The 15,378-nt window shown below is 59.1% G+C and carries 16 protein-coding genes; 2 read left to right on the top strand and 14 right to left on the bottom strand.

Annotated features, from left to right (window positions below; translation table 11 throughout):
- Positions 1-20: 20 nt before the first annotated feature.
- From ccmD to ccmA, 4 genes are read right to left on the bottom strand one after another with little or no spacing between them, the layout of a single operon-like run.
- A complete protein-coding gene (ccmD, locus tag BMZ67_RS18705; protein WP_281246597.1) occupies positions 21-215 on the bottom strand; it encodes a heme exporter protein CcmD in 195 nt (64 codons plus the stop codon).
- Between the two features lie 37 nt (positions 216-252).
- Positions 253-1,008: a heme ABC transporter permease CcmC gene (gene ccmC, locus BMZ67_RS07610; RefSeq protein ID WP_092021344.1), complete on the bottom strand. Its 756-nt coding sequence runs from the start codon at positions 1,006-1,008 to the stop codon at positions 253-255.
- Between the two features lie 31 nt (positions 1,009-1,039).
- Positions 1,040-1,762 (bottom strand): heme exporter protein CcmB, encoded by a 723-nt coding sequence (gene ccmB / locus BMZ67_RS07605; protein ID WP_425434230.1) that lies wholly within the window; start codon positions 1,760-1,762, stop codon positions 1,040-1,042.
- Positions 1,752-2,393 carry a cytochrome c biogenesis heme-transporting ATPase CcmA gene (gene ccmA, locus BMZ67_RS07600; protein WP_092021343.1) on the bottom strand — a complete coding sequence of 214 codons (642 nt, stop codon included), beginning with the start codon at positions 2,391-2,393 and terminating at the stop codon, positions 1,752-1,754. Before ccmA ends, ccmB begins: the two co-directional genes overlap by 11 nt.
- A gap of 122 nt (positions 2,394-2,515) precedes the next feature.
- Here ccmA and fliK point away from each other — a divergent pair, with 122 nt between their 5' ends.
- Both fliK and BMZ67_RS07590 read left to right on the top strand, forming a co-directional pair.
- Positions 2,516-3,895, top strand: coding sequence for a flagellar hook-length control protein FliK (gene fliK / locus BMZ67_RS07595; protein WP_245749909.1), 1,380 nt, complete (start codon positions 2,516-2,518; stop codon positions 3,893-3,895).
- Entirely contained in the window at positions 3,892-4,191 is a 300-nt protein-coding gene (locus BMZ67_RS07590; RefSeq protein ID WP_092021341.1) for an EscU/YscU/HrcU family type III secretion system export apparatus switch protein, read from the top strand. The genes fliK and BMZ67_RS07590 overlap by 4 nt, the downstream gene beginning before the upstream one ends.
- A gap of 27 nt (positions 4,192-4,218) precedes the next feature.
- On the opposite strand, the gene BMZ67_RS07585 is transcribed toward BMZ67_RS07590, so the two are convergent.
- From BMZ67_RS07585 to BMZ67_RS07540, 10 genes are all read right to left on the bottom strand, one after another.
- Complete coding sequence (locus tag BMZ67_RS07585; RefSeq protein ID WP_092021340.1) at positions 4,219-5,316, bottom strand: ATP-binding protein; 1,098 nt, start codon at positions 5,314-5,316, stop codon at positions 4,219-4,221.
- Entirely contained in the window at positions 5,313-7,583 is a 2,271-nt protein-coding gene (locus BMZ67_RS07580) for an ATPase, T2SS/T4P/T4SS family (protein ID WP_092021339.1), read from the bottom strand. The genes BMZ67_RS07585 and BMZ67_RS07580 overlap by 4 nt, the downstream gene beginning before the upstream one ends.
- Positions 7,584-7,645: 62 nt before the next feature.
- Positions 7,646-8,038: a DUF2802 domain-containing protein gene (locus BMZ67_RS07575; protein ID WP_092022105.1), complete on the bottom strand. Its 393-nt coding sequence runs from the start codon at positions 8,036-8,038 to the stop codon at positions 7,646-7,648.
- A gap of 68 nt (positions 8,039-8,106) precedes the next feature.
- On the bottom strand, positions 8,107-8,595 hold the full coding sequence (locus tag BMZ67_RS07570; protein ID WP_092021338.1) for a chemotaxis protein CheW: 489 nt from the start codon (positions 8,593-8,595) through the stop codon (positions 8,107-8,109).
- Positions 8,596-8,729: 134 nt separating this feature from the next.
- Positions 8,730-9,542 (bottom strand): CheW domain-containing protein, encoded by an 813-nt coding sequence (locus BMZ67_RS07565; RefSeq protein WP_092022103.1) that lies wholly within the window; start codon positions 9,540-9,542, stop codon positions 8,730-8,732.
- 57 nt (positions 9,543-9,599) lie between these two features.
- On the bottom strand, positions 9,600-10,388 hold the full coding sequence (locus BMZ67_RS07560; RefSeq protein ID WP_092021337.1) for a ParA family protein: 789 nt from the start codon (positions 10,386-10,388) through the stop codon (positions 9,600-9,602).
- Positions 10,389-10,574: 186 nt separating this feature from the next.
- Positions 10,575-11,357 (bottom strand): flagellar motor protein MotD, encoded by a 783-nt coding sequence (gene motD / locus BMZ67_RS07555; protein WP_092021336.1) that lies wholly within the window; start codon positions 11,355-11,357, stop codon positions 10,575-10,577.
- Positions 11,358-11,397: 40 nt separating this feature from the next.
- Positions 11,398-12,138, bottom strand: coding sequence for a flagellar motor protein (locus tag BMZ67_RS07550; protein ID WP_092021335.1), 741 nt, complete (start codon positions 12,136-12,138; stop codon positions 11,398-11,400).
- Entirely contained in the window at positions 12,138-13,274 is a 1,137-nt protein-coding gene (locus BMZ67_RS07545; protein WP_092021334.1) for a protein-glutamate methylesterase/protein-glutamine glutaminase, read from the bottom strand. The genes BMZ67_RS07550 and BMZ67_RS07545 overlap by 1 nt, the downstream gene beginning before the upstream one ends.
- Before the next feature lie 51 nt (positions 13,275-13,325).
- Positions 13,326-15,377, bottom strand: a complete 2,052-nt coding sequence (locus BMZ67_RS07540) for a chemotaxis protein CheA (protein ID WP_092021333.1) — start codon at positions 15,375-15,377, stop codon at positions 13,326-13,328.
- Position 15,378: the final 1 nt, after the last annotated feature.

Genomic DNA, 15,378 nt, shown 5'->3' with positions numbered 1-15,378 from the left:
GTGAGTTGAACTGCCACTAATCAGGATGGATGAATTCGGGTAAACGAGGCGGGGGCCGCCCCTTGGTTGGCGGCGCCGTTCTGTTCACGGCTCAACCGTTGTTTGTGGGATCGCAGAACGGCCTTCTGCTGCCGGCGGGACCAAAGGCCCAAGCCAACCATAAATAGGGTAAATACGGCGTAGCAGATCCACACATAAGGGCCATGACCGCCCATCGCGATAAAAGCCGAAAAAGAATCAAAAGCCATGGTTTCAGTTCCCCTCCGCCGTCGCCAGGTCACGGACCCACCGGGTACGGTGTTCCCGTTTCAGTATTTCGGTCTGCATCCGCAGACAGGCCAGCCAGCCAAAAAGCAGATACAGCCCCAAGACCGACAGCAACAGGGGCACCCACATTTCCGGGGCCATGGATGGTTTGTCAGTGAGCTTGAAGGTGGCTGGCTGGTGGAGCGTGTTCCACCACTCCACCGAGTACTTGATGATGGGGATATTCACCACGCCGACCAGCACGAGAACCGCCACGGCGCGGGCTGAGGATTTCTCATCCGTAATCGCCGACATCAGGACAATCACACCAAAATAGAGGAACAACAGAATCAGCATGGAGGTGAGACGGGCATCCCAGACCCACCAGGTTCCCCAGGTCGGCTTACCCCAGACCGCTCCGGTAAACAGGGCCAGGAATGTCAGCACTGCCCCTACCGGCGCTACAGCCCTTACAAACAGATCGGCAAGCTTCATCCGCCAGACCAGCGTAACAACCGCCGTAACGGCCATCATGATGTAGATGGACTGGGCCAGGAAGGCACTGGGAACATGGATGAAGATGATCCGGTAGCTGTTACCCTGCAGCCGCTCCGCGGGTGCAAACGCGAGCCCCCAGACCAGGCCGGCCAGCAGCAGAATCAGACCGATACCCAGCAACCAGGGCATCATTTTGGAGGCGATACCGTAAAACCACTTGGGCGAACCGAATTTATGGAAGAGTTGCCGAATGAATTGCCACATCAAGTTGTTACCTAAATAAACCCGCTACTCACTAACTGTTGGACAGACTGATTCTGAGTGCTGCTGCCGACGCAAACGGTGCCAGTGTAATCGCCAGCACCAGAAAAGCCATCATCAGGGCCAGGTAGCCGCCGACTGGCGCACCGTTGGCAGCCGCAGCCACCGTACCGGTACCGAAGATCAGCACCGGGATATACAAGGGAATAATCAGCAGCGACAACAACACGCCACCCGCCCGTAATCCCAACGTCAACGCTGCGCCGATTGCGCCGATCAGGCTGAGCACCGGAGTGCCAATCAGCAGCGTTAGACAAAGAATTGCGATGGAGTTCCCATCCAGGTGCAACATTACTCCAAGCACCGGTGCCAACATCACCAGCGGCAGCCCGGTCAGAAGCCAGTGCGCCACACTTTTGGCCAGCACCAGCAGGAACAACGGCTGAGGCTGAAGCACCATCTGCTCCAGGGTGCCATCATCAAAGTCATGGCGAAACAGATGATCAAGAGACAACAGCGTCGATAGCAGTGCCGCCACCCACAGGATACCGCTGCCAGCCTGTTGGAGGAATGAAACTTCCGGGCTAACACCAAGGGGGAAAAGGGTCACCACCATAAAAAAGAACAGGAGCGGGTTCAGCAGATCCTGGCGCTGGCGCAGGCTGGCTCGCAGATCACGCCGGACCACCAGGGCCATAGCCCGCCAAGCAGACACCCGAACAACGGCCAATGGCATGGCTGGCACTTTAGGCGTCATTCATTGGCTCCCCAACACCCAGTTTCAGCCTCGCCATACCCGGCAGATCAAGGTCGTGGTGGGTCGTGATCACCACCGCACCACCGGAAGCCGCATGCTCAACCAACAACTGTTCAAGGCCGGCAACACCGTGATAATCCAGCGCCGTAAACGCTTCATCCAGGATCCACAACGGCTCGTCAGATACCAGCAGTCGTGCCAGGGCAACCCTGCGCTGCTGACCAGCCGACAGGTTGCGGCACTGAACGTGGTAATAGCCCTGTAGCCCAGTGCCATCCAGGGCCTGACACAGGGCGCCATCCGACAAAGGACGGCGAACCGCGCTCAAGGCTCGCAGGTTTTCCAGGGGGGTTAACAGGGGCTTGATGCCAGGGCGGTGTCCGATATAGAGCAGATTGCGATGAAAGACTTCCCGCTGCCAGGCACGCGGCTCGCCACACCAGAACAGGTCGCCAGTGTAGCTGTCATTCAAGCCAGCCAGAATCCGCAGCAATGTGGTCTTACCGGCGCCATTCGGACCCTCGACACGGGTGATCGTCCCGGGCACTATGGAGACATCCAGGCCCTGGAACAGGATGCGGTCGCCACGTTCACACTGGAGATTGACAGCCTTTAGCATGGGCTCGGACATCGGGGCCTCATAACTCGGGAAAGCCGCTAGAATCGGAAAGAACTGACCGGAACAGCGCTTTGCAAGCGGCGTGGATAACAAAAAACGTGCGCTAGTATAACGAAACCCGGACAAGAATACCCTTGTCCCCAATCAATTATGTAAAGATGAAAGTACCCAACGGGAGCCCACCACCACCCTCTTTGCCGAGCCCAGGCGCGGTTACCGCTGCGCCAGGAAGCGCGGGGGAACGGTCCAATTCCGCCCTGCTGCTGGAGGCCAGGATTCAGCTCGACCAACTCCAGATCGCCAACCGGGCAACGGTGCTGGCCAGGGTTGCCCAAGTGGTACGGCAAATGGATGGCCAGACCGACCAGCTGATTCTGCAACTACGGGGCAAATCGCTGCCCGTTCAGGCCACCATCGGCGACACCCAGATCACCGCGGGCGATTGGATCAAGCTGATGCGGGTCGGCAATGAGTTACAGTTACTGGGCAAGCTGGGAGCAACACCGGACGCCCTCATCACCCAGGCACTGGCACAACGGCTGCCCTGGCAACAACGGCTTGATACCGGCCTGGTACAACTATTGAACGCGCTGACTCAGGGTGTCCGTCCTGACGTCCCCGGCCCTGGGGGCCTACAGCCAACGCCTCTTCCCCCTGCCGCCCGTGAGGCCATCCAGCAACTCCTGTCACAGCTGCCGACCCAATCCCGACTGTCTGCTGCACCCGCGTCTTCTGTCTCACGGCCTGAAGCCGGCGCCAGTCAAGTTCGGCAGTGGCTGAGCGAGAGTGGATTGTTTGCCGAGTCTCGTCTTAGCCGTGGGCCAGAACCGAACATGGCCGACCTCAAGCTGGCATTGGCGCGAGTGGTAGCGGCACTTAGCCCGGACAGTCGGCCCGCTGAAAATCCACTGAACCGACTCACACCTCTGGTGAGCCCGGAGCTGGTTCAGGCACCGTTACAGTTTCCCAACCTACCCACCAACCCGCTGCCAGCCTCCCGCAGCGAGCCGGTCACGGTTGGGCAAATGCTCCGGCTGCTGGCCGGGATGTTGAACCGGGTCTCGGTTAACCAGCTTCATAGCCAGGTCTTGAGTGCACGTCCAACAGCCGATGGTGCCCCACCCGCGGCCACCCTGCTGCTGGAGCTGCCATGGCTCACCAGCACCGGAGAGCCCAGGGTCGCCCAGCTGAGAATTGAGCAGGAACCGGGAGGCCGTGACAAAGGGACGGCCGCGTCCGGCAAGAAGGTGGTGGAATGGCGACTGGCACTGGCAATGGACCTGGACACACTGGGGCCACTGCACTTTGATGTGGCCCTTCGCCAGCATCAGGTGTCGGCACTGGTGTGGGCCGAGCGCACCAGCACGCTGAACCAGCTGAAAGCCCAGATTGGCGAGCTCCAGCGAAGTTTCAGTGACCTGGGCCTCGACGTGGTCGATTTGGATTGCCGCAAGGGCCAGCCCAGTGGCGCACGAACTCAACTGGAGCACAGACTGGTGGACATCAAGGCATGAAGCAGGAAGCGAACCGACCCGCAGCCGTTGCGTTGAAGTATGATGGCCAGCACGCGCCCACCATCTCAGCAACCGGGACCGATGAACTGGCCGAGGAAATCATTCGTATTGCCCGGGAACATGGCATTCCGCTTTACGAGAACCCCGAACTGGCAGGCATTCTGAGCCGGCTGGAACTCAATGACGAAATCCCGGAAACCCTCTACCGGGTCGTGGCGGAAATCCTGGCCTTTGCCTTTAACCTTCAGGGCAAGACGCCAGCTGACGCAGGATCACCTGGGGAGCCCCCGCTCTGACCGGGTAGCGAGAACCAAGAGCCCCGATCAGGCCCCATTCAGCAATCCGCGATACCGATACAGTTCCTGCCAATGAGCCCCATCCCGACTGGCAATTTCAGTCTCAAAATAGTGCAACAACCGACGCCGGTCCTCCGGGTGATCCTTGAGGGCCGATCCGACCATATGGTGCATCAGCAGTTCCATCGTCATACGTCCGTCGCCGTAATACCAGGCATTGAGGCAGGTGGCATGGGCTACCGACACCGCTTCGGCGGTTGACAGTGCCGCACCGGATAGCCGGTCGGTGCTGCGGCCGTCCAGGGATTGCCCGTTACGAAGCTCGTGGAACATGGTCACCAACACCTCGACCACCGCATCGTCCAGAGGCATTTCAACCCCGGCCTGTCGGTTGCTTTTTGCCAGCTCACGTTGCACGACCGCGATTTCATCGTCGATGCGGGCAATCGGGCGAATCTCCTCAAAGTCCATTCTCCGCTTGAGCGCGGCACTCATCTGGAACAACCCGGCATCCACACTATTGGCAGTGGCAATGACATTGAACCCGGCCCTGGCATGAATCACCCCGGCTTCGCCAGTCAACTCAGGAATGATGGCAACCCGGTCCGACAGGATCGACAACAGAGCGTCCTGTAGCGGCTGCGGGCAGCGTGCAATTTCTTCAAATCGAACCAGCTGGCCAGCCTTCATGCCCCGCAGCAACGGGCTTGGCACAAGGGCGTCCGGACACGGCCCCTGACGGGCCAACAGAGCCTCATTCCAACTGTACAGCAGCTGACTGACCTCGGTCACCGCCCCGCCCTGAAGCGTCAGGGTGGAATCCCCGGACACCGCTGCCGCAATCAACTCCGACAACCAGGATTTTGCCGTGCCAGGCTCGCCGACCAACAGGCACCCCCGACTGGTGCACAACGATACGATGATGCGCCGAACCAGCGTCCGCTCCGCCACAAATTTAGGCTCGATGTTACGGCTCGGATCTCCCAGGACAAACGCTTCCACCGCCAGAGGCGACAGCTGCCAGCCCTCCGGTTTCGGCGACGTATCGCTGGCTGCGAGTTTTGCCAACTCGTCCTGGTAGGCAAGCTCTGCCGGCAGGCGCTGAATAGACCGGGGGCTCGTCATGACGACTGTCTCCTTCCACCGCGTTGTTCCGGCGCCATCCGTTCCCTTGGCAGGATACGAGGCAGTTCTGACAATGGAATATCACCACTGAGGACATGATCCAAGGCGCTGTCCCTCATGGTCACCAACCCGCCATCAAGCGCCCGCCAGCGCATTTCGCCGATCGGGGGCTGACTGGAGATGGCATTACGGATATCCGAGTCCACCTGCATAAACTCAACAATGGCAATCCGGCCCTGGGTACCCCGACCATTGCACTGATGACACCCTCGCCCCTCAAAGCAGCGGAAGTTGTCGGGCACTCCCAGTGGGAAAAGTTCCGCCAGCACCGCAGGGTCCGGAGTTGCTGGCTCCCGACAATGGGTGCAAATACGCTTGGCAAGCCGCTGGGCGATGACCGCAAGCAATTCGCTGGCGATGGAGTTGGGGTGGATGCCAAGGTCATAAAGCCGCTGCAGTGCATCGACGGCGTCGTTACAGTGGAGCGTTGATAACACCACGTGGCCGGTCTGGGAGGCCCGAATGGCTTCCAAGGCCGTTTCCTTGTCACGGATTTCACCGACCATAATGACATCCGGGTCTTCCCGCACGAAGGCTCGCATGGCATCGGCAAAATTGAACCCGATATCCGAGCGGACTCGGGTTTGCTGAACATTGTCGATGGAGTACTCGATGGGATCTTCCACCGAAATGACTTTGCGGCGCCCATCATCGGCCAGGGTCTGGAGCCCGGCATACAGTGTCGTGGACTTGCCCGACCCCGTAGGTCCCACCACCAACACCAGCCCGGCGGGGTTATCCAGCAGTCGCTGATACTGTTCTCCGATCCTTGCCGACATGCCCAGCTCAGCAATGGTCATGGCCCGCCCGGTCTGAGGCAGCAACCGAATGATCGCGTGCTCACCGTGAAGGCTGGGCTGAGTCTGTATACGCAGGTCATAGCTGGTATCCGCCAGCTTCAAGCGTGACCGGCCGCCCTGGGGCAAGCGCCGCTCGGCAATGTTCAGCTCCGCTCGCAGCTTGATGACATTGATCACCCCGCGAAGCTCCCGGGGGGTCAACTGATATTGGTGAAGGTCGTGCAGGTCGCCATCAACCCTCAACCGAATCCGGACCCGCTCGCCATACTGCTCTATATGGATATCGCTGGCTTTTTCGCTCACCGCTTCGAGCAGAATCGACTCGTACACGGAAACCAGGTAGGGGCTGATGTGCTTGCCATCTTCGGCTCCCAGCAGGTCGCCACTGAGGTCATCATGGTCGGCCTGGGCCGGCGCACTTTCAGCAACAAACTGACTCCCCTTCTCGGTCAAGTCCAGAGTGGACCACAAGCGGCGGTAATCCGTGGGGGTCACCAACAGGCAGGTCACAGACTTGCCCTGACTCATTCGTTCAAGCTGGTCAGCGCGGGCATCCGGGTCGTCGGTTGCCACCAGGATCCGGTGTTCTTCCTGCCAAAGGGGAATCAGCCGGGACAGATCCAGGAACGTACGGGAAAACCGGCCAAACAGGTGTGGGTCCAATCGCTCCATTAACTCATCGGCCGCAGCAAACTCCATATTCCGCTGCTTCGCCAATGACCGGTACAGGTCTCCATCCTCCAGCTTGAGCCGACCATGCAGGACATCCAGCAGGCGCCGGTTGGAAGCAATGGCCTCTGACCGCGCGTCGACGAGGTCGTCTTCGTTGACCAGTCCCATATCGATCAGAATCTGTTCGGTATTCCGGTTGAAGTCGACCCAGCCCAGCGTTCGAACGCGCTTAAATCCGCCGCCTTCACGTCGGTACATCGCCAGGCTTGGCACCGGCCCACCCTTGCCCTCGATCGCCAGGAGCAGGCCACCGTCACGAACATAGGTCACCAGGGCCATCGGGGCGGCGAGGAAGGTCGTCGCGAGAATGACATCGCAAGGCTCATCCAGTGCAAAACCTGAGCGGATATCCTCGGCAATGATATCGACGTTGGTAATGCCCAGCCGGAAGAAGCGCTCGCGGGCGGCATCCGCCACCACCGGATTCTTATCGACGTAGAAAACCCGGTTGGCGAGGTGGGCCAGAACCGCGGCCAGATAGCCCGCTCCGCCTCCCACATGCATGACAACCTGGGCAGGCTCAATTTCAGGAACCATGCCCAGGATATGGCGAACAATATCTTCGCGAGGGATAGACCGGCCTGACACGGTAGCGGTCAGGTCCGAAGAAAATACAAAGTCCTTTCGAGACACCGAAGCGATCGCTTCGGCAACGCGCGGGGAAACTGGCGCCATGCGTTATACAACCCTGGTCTGGAACGGGCAAACCCGTTAGCGGTTATCCAGAGTATTGAGTATCACGCGACCTGCTTACGACGCAAGGCCGAAACCAGCTCAGCTTCCGGGCGCGAAATACCACAGGTATTCATCAGATCATCAATATCCGCACCGAGCTCTACCAGCCGGGCCGCTTCATCGTAAGAAATCCGTAACGGATCATTCTGACGCATTTCTTCGACCATCGCGCTCAGTTCGTGGAGTTTCTGTTCGCTGGCAACCACACGAGCCCCCATGCCAACGTTCCCGCTACCGATGGCGTGCAACTCGCGGCCCAGACTGTCGCAGCGCTCCTTGAGCTGGCCACGAAGCTGGCGAATCTGGCGTTGGGAGATGAAGGTTTGAACCACCAACAACACAAGGACAGTGGCAGCAAACAGCCAAGGGGCCAGAGTTGTCCATTGTTCAGTCATCACAGGTTGATCTCCGTTTCTGACCACCAAGGCATCCATCGGGCTCGCCCCTACCACCCCTGCCGGGCTCAGAGCACTGCGATTTCTGCCCACTCGTGATCTGACAGCATTTTGTCGAACTCAACCAGGATGATGAGTTCGCCGTTCTTATTACAGACACCCTGGATGAACTTGGCGCTTTCCTCGTTACCCACGTTTGGTGCTGTTTCGATTTCGCTGGTTTTCAGGTACACCACCTCGGCAACGGAATCCACCAGAATGCCCATCACCTGATTGGCCGACTCCATAACCACGATGCGAGTGGCGTCGGTCACGTCGGCCTCTGCAAGTCCAAAGCGCCGACGGGTATCAATAACCGTCACCACGTTGCCCCGCAGGTTGATGATCCCCAACACGTAGTCAGGCGCCCCGGGAACCGGTGCGATTTCGGTATAGCGCAGAACTTCCTGAATCTGCATTACATCAATACCGTAGGTTTCATCATCCAGCCGGAACGTCACATACTGGAGTACCTGATCGTCCTGGGACTGATTCTGCTGACCGCTCTGGGATGCCATAGTGCAACGTCTCCTGGTAGGCCACCCGCAGCGGGCAACCTGATCGTCAAAAAATCATCATCAGTGCCCAATACTATAGTTAAGGGCACAAACCGTGCCAGTCGCGCACGGTTTCATTCAGTAACCGAATGGTTCTATTCGATATTGAGGTGGTGTTCCTTCTCGGCCCTGGCCAGAAGCTGGGCCATCGCCCCTACATCAATCAGCGCGCACATTTGCTTGACAACGGTGCCAGCCAGCCAGGGGCGCTTGCTGCGGGAGGTACGCCAGCGCACATCATCCGGATTCAAGGTGAATGACTGCGCCACGTCGTCGCAGGCTAATGCCCATTCACTGTTATCAAGGCGAATCACAAAGCGATAGTTCTCGCGGGCGTTCTCAGGAACCCGCCCCGCCATAATCCACTCCGCTGAATCCACCACCCGCAGATTGCGTTCCTTTTCCGGCAACATACCCATATACCAGCGTGGGCTCCCGGGGATCGGCTTAACGCCCTCATCCAGTCGATGGATGGCGCCAAGCAGGATCAGCGGCACTGCGAGTTGCAAACCAGCCACCCGGAATATCAGGCACTCAAAGGGACGGTCGGACCACTCGGGGCGCCCAACCGGCTCGCCGCCAACGGGCACATGCGGCGTCTGACGCTGCTCCGCAGGCGGTGTATCAATCGCAGGTTCGGGGACCGGTGAACGTGTCGATTCTGTTTCGGGCTGACGCACCGGTACCGGCCTGATGGGCGGCGCCACAGGGCGTTCAGCCGATACGGCCGGTTCAGGCCTTCGGGCTGGGACCGGTTCTGGTACAGGGGCAGGTTCGGGTTCTGATTCAGGGACCGACTCAGGAACTTCCTTCGACGCAGCGTCCGTCGCCGTGTGCAAAAGGTCATCCAGGTAGCTCGCCAGAGCCCCTGCGGGAGTTGCCAGGTCAGTATCACGGGACACGGACATCATCCCTCTCTCCGGCTTTCGCAGACCCCAGCTCTACTGTCAAAATTCCGTCAGCCATCACCGAGCCTCAACCGTCTCCGTTTGCGCCAGCATCTCATCCACCAGGTGGCGGTAGGCACGGACTCCGTGAGTCTCTCGATCCAGCGAGGACGGGGTAACACCGGCCTGGCTCGCATCACGGAATTTGGTATCCACAGGCACGGCAAAACGCCAGAGTTGATCTGGATAAGTTTTCCGCAGCAGATTGAGGCTTTTTACCGAAGCCTGGGTTCGACGGTCGAACATGGTTGGCACAATGAGGTACGGCAAGCGATTTTTCTGGGAGCGCATGACCATCTCCAGGGTGTGCAGCATCCGCTCAAGCCCCTTGATCGCCAGAAATTCAGTCTGTACCGGGATAATCAGGTGCTGTGCAGCCGCCAACGCATTAACCATCAGCACCCCAAGCGACGGTGTGTTGTCCAAAAGCACATAGTCGAAGTCATCCCACAGCTGGGCCAGCGCTCGCGAGACGATAAGCCCCATGCCCTCCACGCCGACCATCCGCCGTTCCAGTGTTGCCAGAGCCGTACTGGCCGGCAGCAGCGAAAGGCCGGGGCAACTGGTGTCGGTAATCAGCTGGGCCGGCAAACCCTCAGGCACCTTGCCCTGATGCTGGAACAAGTCAAACACGCTATGGGCAATGGTGTCAGGGTCATAGCCAAACCAGCTTGTCAGTGAGCCGTGGGGGTCCAGGTCAACCACCAGGACCCGCTTGCCCTGCTCAGCCAACAAGCCCCCAAGCGTCACTACGGACGTGGTTTTGCCGACTCCACCCTTTTGATTGGCTACCGCCCAGATTCGCACCTTGCACTCCCCATGTGTTTCTCACTTACAGTATCGGCAACACCAGAAAAAACTTCAGGCGTTATTACCCAACGCCCACTAACTGACGGCAAGAATTTGCCTCAACTGCCTGTGTTTCTGGAGAAAATACAGGAACCGTGCCAACTCGGCTGGCAGGTCTGTTCAGGGTCGTTCGTTGCAGGTGGCTCAGCGCATGACGCCACGGATACTCGCATCGCGGGAGATCAGCAGCACGACCCGCCGATTGCGGCGACGGCCGTCCTCGGTATCGTTTCGGGCAACCGGCTGAAATGAGCCATACCCCACTGCGGCCAGGCGATGAGGTTCAATACCATCCATCACCAGCAGGCGAACAACCGCTGCCGCCCTTGCGGTCGAGAGTTCCCAGTTTGACGGATAGGTTCCGGTCCGGATTGGCAGGTTATCGGTAAAGCCTTCAACCCTGATCGCATTGTCCCGAGCCCGCAACACCACCGCAATCTTTTCAATCACGTCAAAGGCGTCGTAATGGGGCTCAGCGTCGCCGCTGCCAAAGAGCAAGCTGTTGCGAAGGCTGAGTTCCAGCCAGCGCTCGCTTGTTTCCATGGTCACCACGCCCTGCTCAATCAGGTCATCGAAGGCCATGGAAAACTGCAGCGACATATCCTGCAGGGCTTCGGTCCTGGCCCGTTCATCCGCCTCCCGGTTGACTGGAGCCTCTGTCACTGGCGGAGGAATCACCGCTTCCGTTTCGGCAGGCACGGTTCGGCTGACTTCCTGCCCGACTTCAATCGGATTAAGTGAGCGTTGAGGCGCATTGAACACCCCAGTCAGGGTATCCGAAAGCACCTTGTACTTGCCTTCGTTTACGGACGAGACCGAATACATCACAACGAAGAAGCCGAAAAGAAGGGTTATGAAATCGGCATAGGACACCAGCCAGCGTTCGCGGTTGTGCTGGTTGTCTTCGGTATTCCTGCGACGTCTCATACCTTCGCTCCCCGCCAATAAGCCGTTCCGGCCCCGAGAATCAGGGCAGGAACCCGCGAAGGCGCAATTCGATCGAACGCGGATTTTCGCCCTCGGCAATAGCGACAATGCCGTCGATCATCATGTCCTCGTAGCGTGACCGTTCACGCGCCAGGCCACGTAACTTGTTCGCCACGGGGAAGAACAACAGGTTAGCCAGGGCAACACCATAGATCGTTGCCACGAAAGCGGTGGCAATACCACTGCCCAGGGTGGCCGGGTCTTCCAGGTTCGTCATCACCTGAATCAACCCCATGACTGCGCCAATGATGCCGATGGTCGGCGCATAGCCCCCCATGGCTTCAAACACTTTGGCCGAGTCCAGGTCCCGCTGCTCACGGGACTCCAGGTCGACCTCGAGAATACCTCGAATGGTCTCGGTTTCAGCACCGTCAACCAGCAATTGAAGCCCCTTACGCGCGAACCGTTCAGGCTCACGCTCTGCCAGCCCCTCCAATCCCAGCAAGCCTTGCTTTCTGGCTTTGACACTCCAGTCGATGACTTTTTCGATGCCGTCTTCGAGGCCAATGAACGGCGGGAGGAACACCCAACGCACCTGAACAAACGCGCGCTTGAGCACCGGCCAGGAGGTTTGAAGGATCGTGGCCGCGAACGTGCCGCCAATAACAATCAGGGCTGCCGGGCCATTGAACAGCGACCCCAGTGCCCCGCCCTCCAGGAGGTTGCCCCCGAGGATCGCCGCAAACGCCAGGATAATGCCGAGGAGACTGAGAATATCCATCAGCTGACCCCCTCAATCAGGCGGGGGCCGAAATCCTCCAACGCCAGGACTTCGTCAGTCAATCCGGCCTTGGCAACCGCCATCGGCATGCCATAGATCACGGATGTCTGCTCGTCCTGGGACCAGACAACGGACCCGGTCTGCTTCATCAGGCGACACCCCTCTCGCCCGTCGGCGCCCATACCGGTCAGAATGATGCCCAGTGTTTTGCCGGGGAAGCTCTTCGCCAGGGAACCGAACGTCACATCAACGCAGGGTTTGTAATTCAGGCGATCATCTCCAGGCAGAATCCTTACCCGGCCTTGACCACCCCGGTTTTCAATCATCATCTGTTTGCCACCAGGAGCCAGCAATGCCAATCCCGGTTTGAGCACATCGCCGTCTTCCGCCTGCCGGACCTCAATCTGGCAAAGCTTGTTGAGACGATCGGCAAAGGCCGGGGTAAAACTGGCCGGCATATGCTGTACCAGCACAATCGGAGCCTTGAACTGTGCCGGCAGCGACATCAACACCCGCTGCAAGGCAATGGGACCGCCGGTGGAAGTACCAATAGCCACCACGCTGTAGCTCTTGGCAGGGGTTCGTTGCCCGGAAGGCTTCGCTGGGGCGGCAGACTGGGCGGGTGTGACCGACCGCGAACGTTCGGCCGGTCTGGCGCTGGCAGGCACAGCCTCCCGGGTTTGCAAAGGTCTGGCAGGCACAGGCTTTGAAACCGTTGCAGCGGGGCGAGCGCCCGGCCGGCTACCCGCGACATCCGCAATCCGGTCTTTGAGGATTCGCTGCAGCTGGCTGCTGTCCCTGGCAATCTCTTCAAAGTTCTTGGGTAGGAAGTCGACCGCTCCCGCCTCCAGCGCATCCAGCGTTACCCGGGCACCTTCATAGGTCAGCGAGGAAAACATGACCACCGGCGTTGGCCGGCGCTTCATGATTTCACGCACAGCGGAAATGCCATCCATGATCGGCATTTCATAGTCCATGGTAATCACGTCTGGCTTGAGCTTTTCCGCCAGCTCGACGCCTTCCCTGCCATTGCTGGCAACGCCGATGACCTGAATGTTCCCGGAGGCATTGAGGATCTCAGTCAGTCGCTTGCGAAAAAAGCTGGAATCATCAACGACCAGAACCGAAATCGTCATTCAACCCTCCCTAACCTTACGTTTCCCTGTTCCACGAAATGCACTCTGCTATCAGCCGTAGTGTTGCAGCAGGCTCGGTACATCAATAATCAAGGCAATGCGGCCATCACCGGTAATCGTCGCGCCAGCCATGCCTGGGGTACCCTGCAGGGCACGTCCCAGCGGTTTGATCACCACTTCTTCCTGGCCAACCAGCTGGTCCACCACGAAGCCGACCCGCTTGGTGCCCATGGCGACAATAACAACATGAGCGCTTTGCGGAGTCGACTCGCCGGCCGCCCCTTTCACCAGCCAGCGCTTGATATGGAACAACGGAAATACCTTGTCCCGCACCACGATGCACTCGCGGCCATCCACCACGTTGGTCTTGCTCAGGTCCAGATGGAAGATCTCCACCACGTTAACGAGCGGCAACGCGAACGACTGGTCTCCCAGCATGATCATCAGCGTTGGCATGATCGCCAGGGTGAGCGGCACTTTGATCACAATGCGCGAGCCTTTACCAAGTTCGGACTCGACATTGATCATGCCATTGAGCTGGCCGATCTTGGTTTTGACCACGTCCATGCCGACGCCTCGGCCAGACACGTCGGAAATCTGTTCCTTGGTTGAGAAGCCGGCGGCAAAAATGAGGTTGTAGCACTCGGTTGGGGTCAGCCGATCCGCCGCATCCTGGTCGTACAGACCTTTCTCAACGGCCTTCTGGCGGAGTTTTTCCGGATCCATGCCCGCGCCATCGTCTTCGATAACAAGAAGGATATGGTCGCCTTCCTGATCCGCCGACAAGGTCACTTGACCTACCCTCGGCTTGCCCGCGGCTTCACGGGCGTCAGGCGACTCAATGCCATGGTCCACCGAGTTCCGAACCAGGTGGACCAGCGGATCCGCCAGCGCTTCAACCAGGTTCTTGTCGAGGTCGGTATCCTCACCGTGCATCACCAGGTTGATCTCTTTTTTGAGATTCCGGGCCAGGTCACGGACCACTCGCGGGAAGCGGCCGAACACTTTCTTGATCGGCTGCATCCGGGTCTGCATGACCGCCGCCTGAAGGTCAGTGGTCACCACATCCAGATTGGACACCGCCTTCTGCATCTGTTCGTCGTCGCTTTCCGCGCCAAGGCGCTGCAAGCGGTTACGCACCAACACCAGTTCGCCCACCATGTTCATGATGTCGTCCAGGCGCTTGGTATCGACACGAACAGTGGTCTCCGCCACAGGGGCCGGAGCAGTACCGGCGTCGCCCGCCGCACGGCCGACCGGCGATGCCTTCGCGGGTTCAGGTCTGGTTTCGGGTTGAGTCTGCGGAGGCTCTGGCTTGTGGGCTGGCTCTGGAGAAGCCTCTCCGGAACTGGGGCCACTGCCTTTGCCATGAAGGTCGTCCAGCAGCGCTTCAAATTCGTCGTCGGAGATCAGCTCCTGACCCGATGCTCCGGCGACCACTTCACCGCCGGAAGTCTCAGGCGAGGCTTCCGGCGCACCGGAGAACTTGCCCTTGCCATGGAGCTCATCCAGCAGCGCTTCAAATTCATCGTCGGTGATGTCGTCACCGGACTCACTGGCAGACTCACTGACACTTTCGGATGTAGGCGCACCGCCATCCAGCGCATCCAGCAGCTGCTCAAACTCCTCATCGGTGATGTCGCCACCCTCATCACCGGCGACAGCCTCACCCTGCCCCACGCTGGTGTCGGCTGGGCTTTGCGCACCCTCACCTTCTGGTTCGGCAAAACAATCCAGTGCCGCGATCAGGTCAGCGGGCGCCGGTGTCGGTTCTTCGCGGTTTCTGACCTGGTCGAACATGGCATTGACGTTATCAAGAGCCTGCAGGACAACATCCATCAGCTCCGAATCGACCCGACGCTTGTGGTTGCGCAGGGTGTCGAATACGTTTTCTGCAGAGTGGCAGCAATTCACCAGCGCTTCCAGCTGGAGAAAGCCTGCTCCCCCCTTAACGGTATGGAAGCCACGAAAAATAGCATTAAGCAGATCGCTGTCGTCGGGATTCTGCTCGAGATCCACCAGCTGTTCGGACAGCTTCTCCAGTATTTCACCTGCTTCTACCAGGAAATCCTGGAGGATCTCTTCATCTGCATCGAATGCCATG

Source organism: Marinobacter zhejiangensis, assembly GCF_900114775.1.
In the GTDB taxonomy this organism is placed as follows: domain Bacteria; phylum Pseudomonadota; class Gammaproteobacteria; order Pseudomonadales; family Oleiphilaceae; genus Marinobacter; species Marinobacter zhejiangensis.
This window is presented reverse-complemented; position numbering and strand designations above follow the sequence as displayed.

Bases quoted from the DNA above. Each gene is read 5' to 3' on its own strand.
- ccmD (WP_281246597.1), bottom strand. From the start codon at position 215: ATGGGCGGTCATGGCCCTTATGTGTGGATCTGCTACGCCGTATTTACC.
- ccmC (WP_092021344.1), bottom strand. From the start codon at position 1,008: ATGTGGCAATTCATTCGGCAACTCTTCCATAAATTCGGTTCGCCCAAG.
- ccmB (WP_425434230.1), bottom strand. From the start codon at position 1,762: ATGACGCCTAAAGTGCCAGCCATGCCATTGGCCGTTGTTCGGGTGTCT.
- ccmA (WP_092021343.1), bottom strand. From the start codon at position 2,393: ATGTCCGAGCCCATGCTAAAGGCTGTCAATCTCCAGTGTGAACGTGGC.
- BMZ67_RS07590 (WP_092021341.1), top strand. From the start codon at position 3,892: ATGAAGCAGGAAGCGAACCGACCCGCAGCCGTTGCGTTGAAGTATGAT.
- BMZ67_RS07585 (WP_092021340.1), bottom strand. From the start codon at position 5,316: ATGACGAGCCCCCGGTCTATTCAGCGCCTGCCGGCAGAGCTTGCCTAC.
- BMZ67_RS07580 (WP_092021339.1), bottom strand. From the start codon at position 7,583: ATGGCGCCAGTTTCCCCGCGCGTTGCCGAAGCGATCGCTTCGGTGTCT.
- BMZ67_RS07575 (WP_092022105.1), bottom strand. From the start codon at position 8,038: ATGACTGAACAATGGACAACTCTGGCCCCTTGGCTGTTTGCTGCCACT.
- BMZ67_RS07570 (WP_092021338.1), bottom strand. From the start codon at position 8,595: ATGGCATCCCAGAGCGGTCAGCAGAATCAGTCCCAGGACGATCAGGTA.
- BMZ67_RS07565 (WP_092022103.1), bottom strand. From the start codon at position 9,542: ATGTCCGTGTCCCGTGATACTGACCTGGCAACTCCCGCAGGGGCTCTG.
- motD (WP_092021336.1), bottom strand. From the start codon at position 11,357: ATGAGACGTCGCAGGAATACCGAAGACAACCAGCACAACCGCGAACGC.
- BMZ67_RS07550 (WP_092021335.1), bottom strand. From the start codon at position 12,138: ATGGATATTCTCAGTCTCCTCGGCATTATCCTGGCGTTTGCGGCGATC.
- BMZ67_RS07545 (WP_092021334.1), bottom strand. From the start codon at position 13,274: ATGACGATTTCGGTTCTGGTCGTTGATGATTCCAGCTTTTTTCGCAAG.
- BMZ67_RS07540 (WP_092021333.1), bottom strand. From the start codon at position 15,377: ATGGCATTCGATGCAGATGAAGAGATCCTCCAGGATTTCCTGGTAGAA.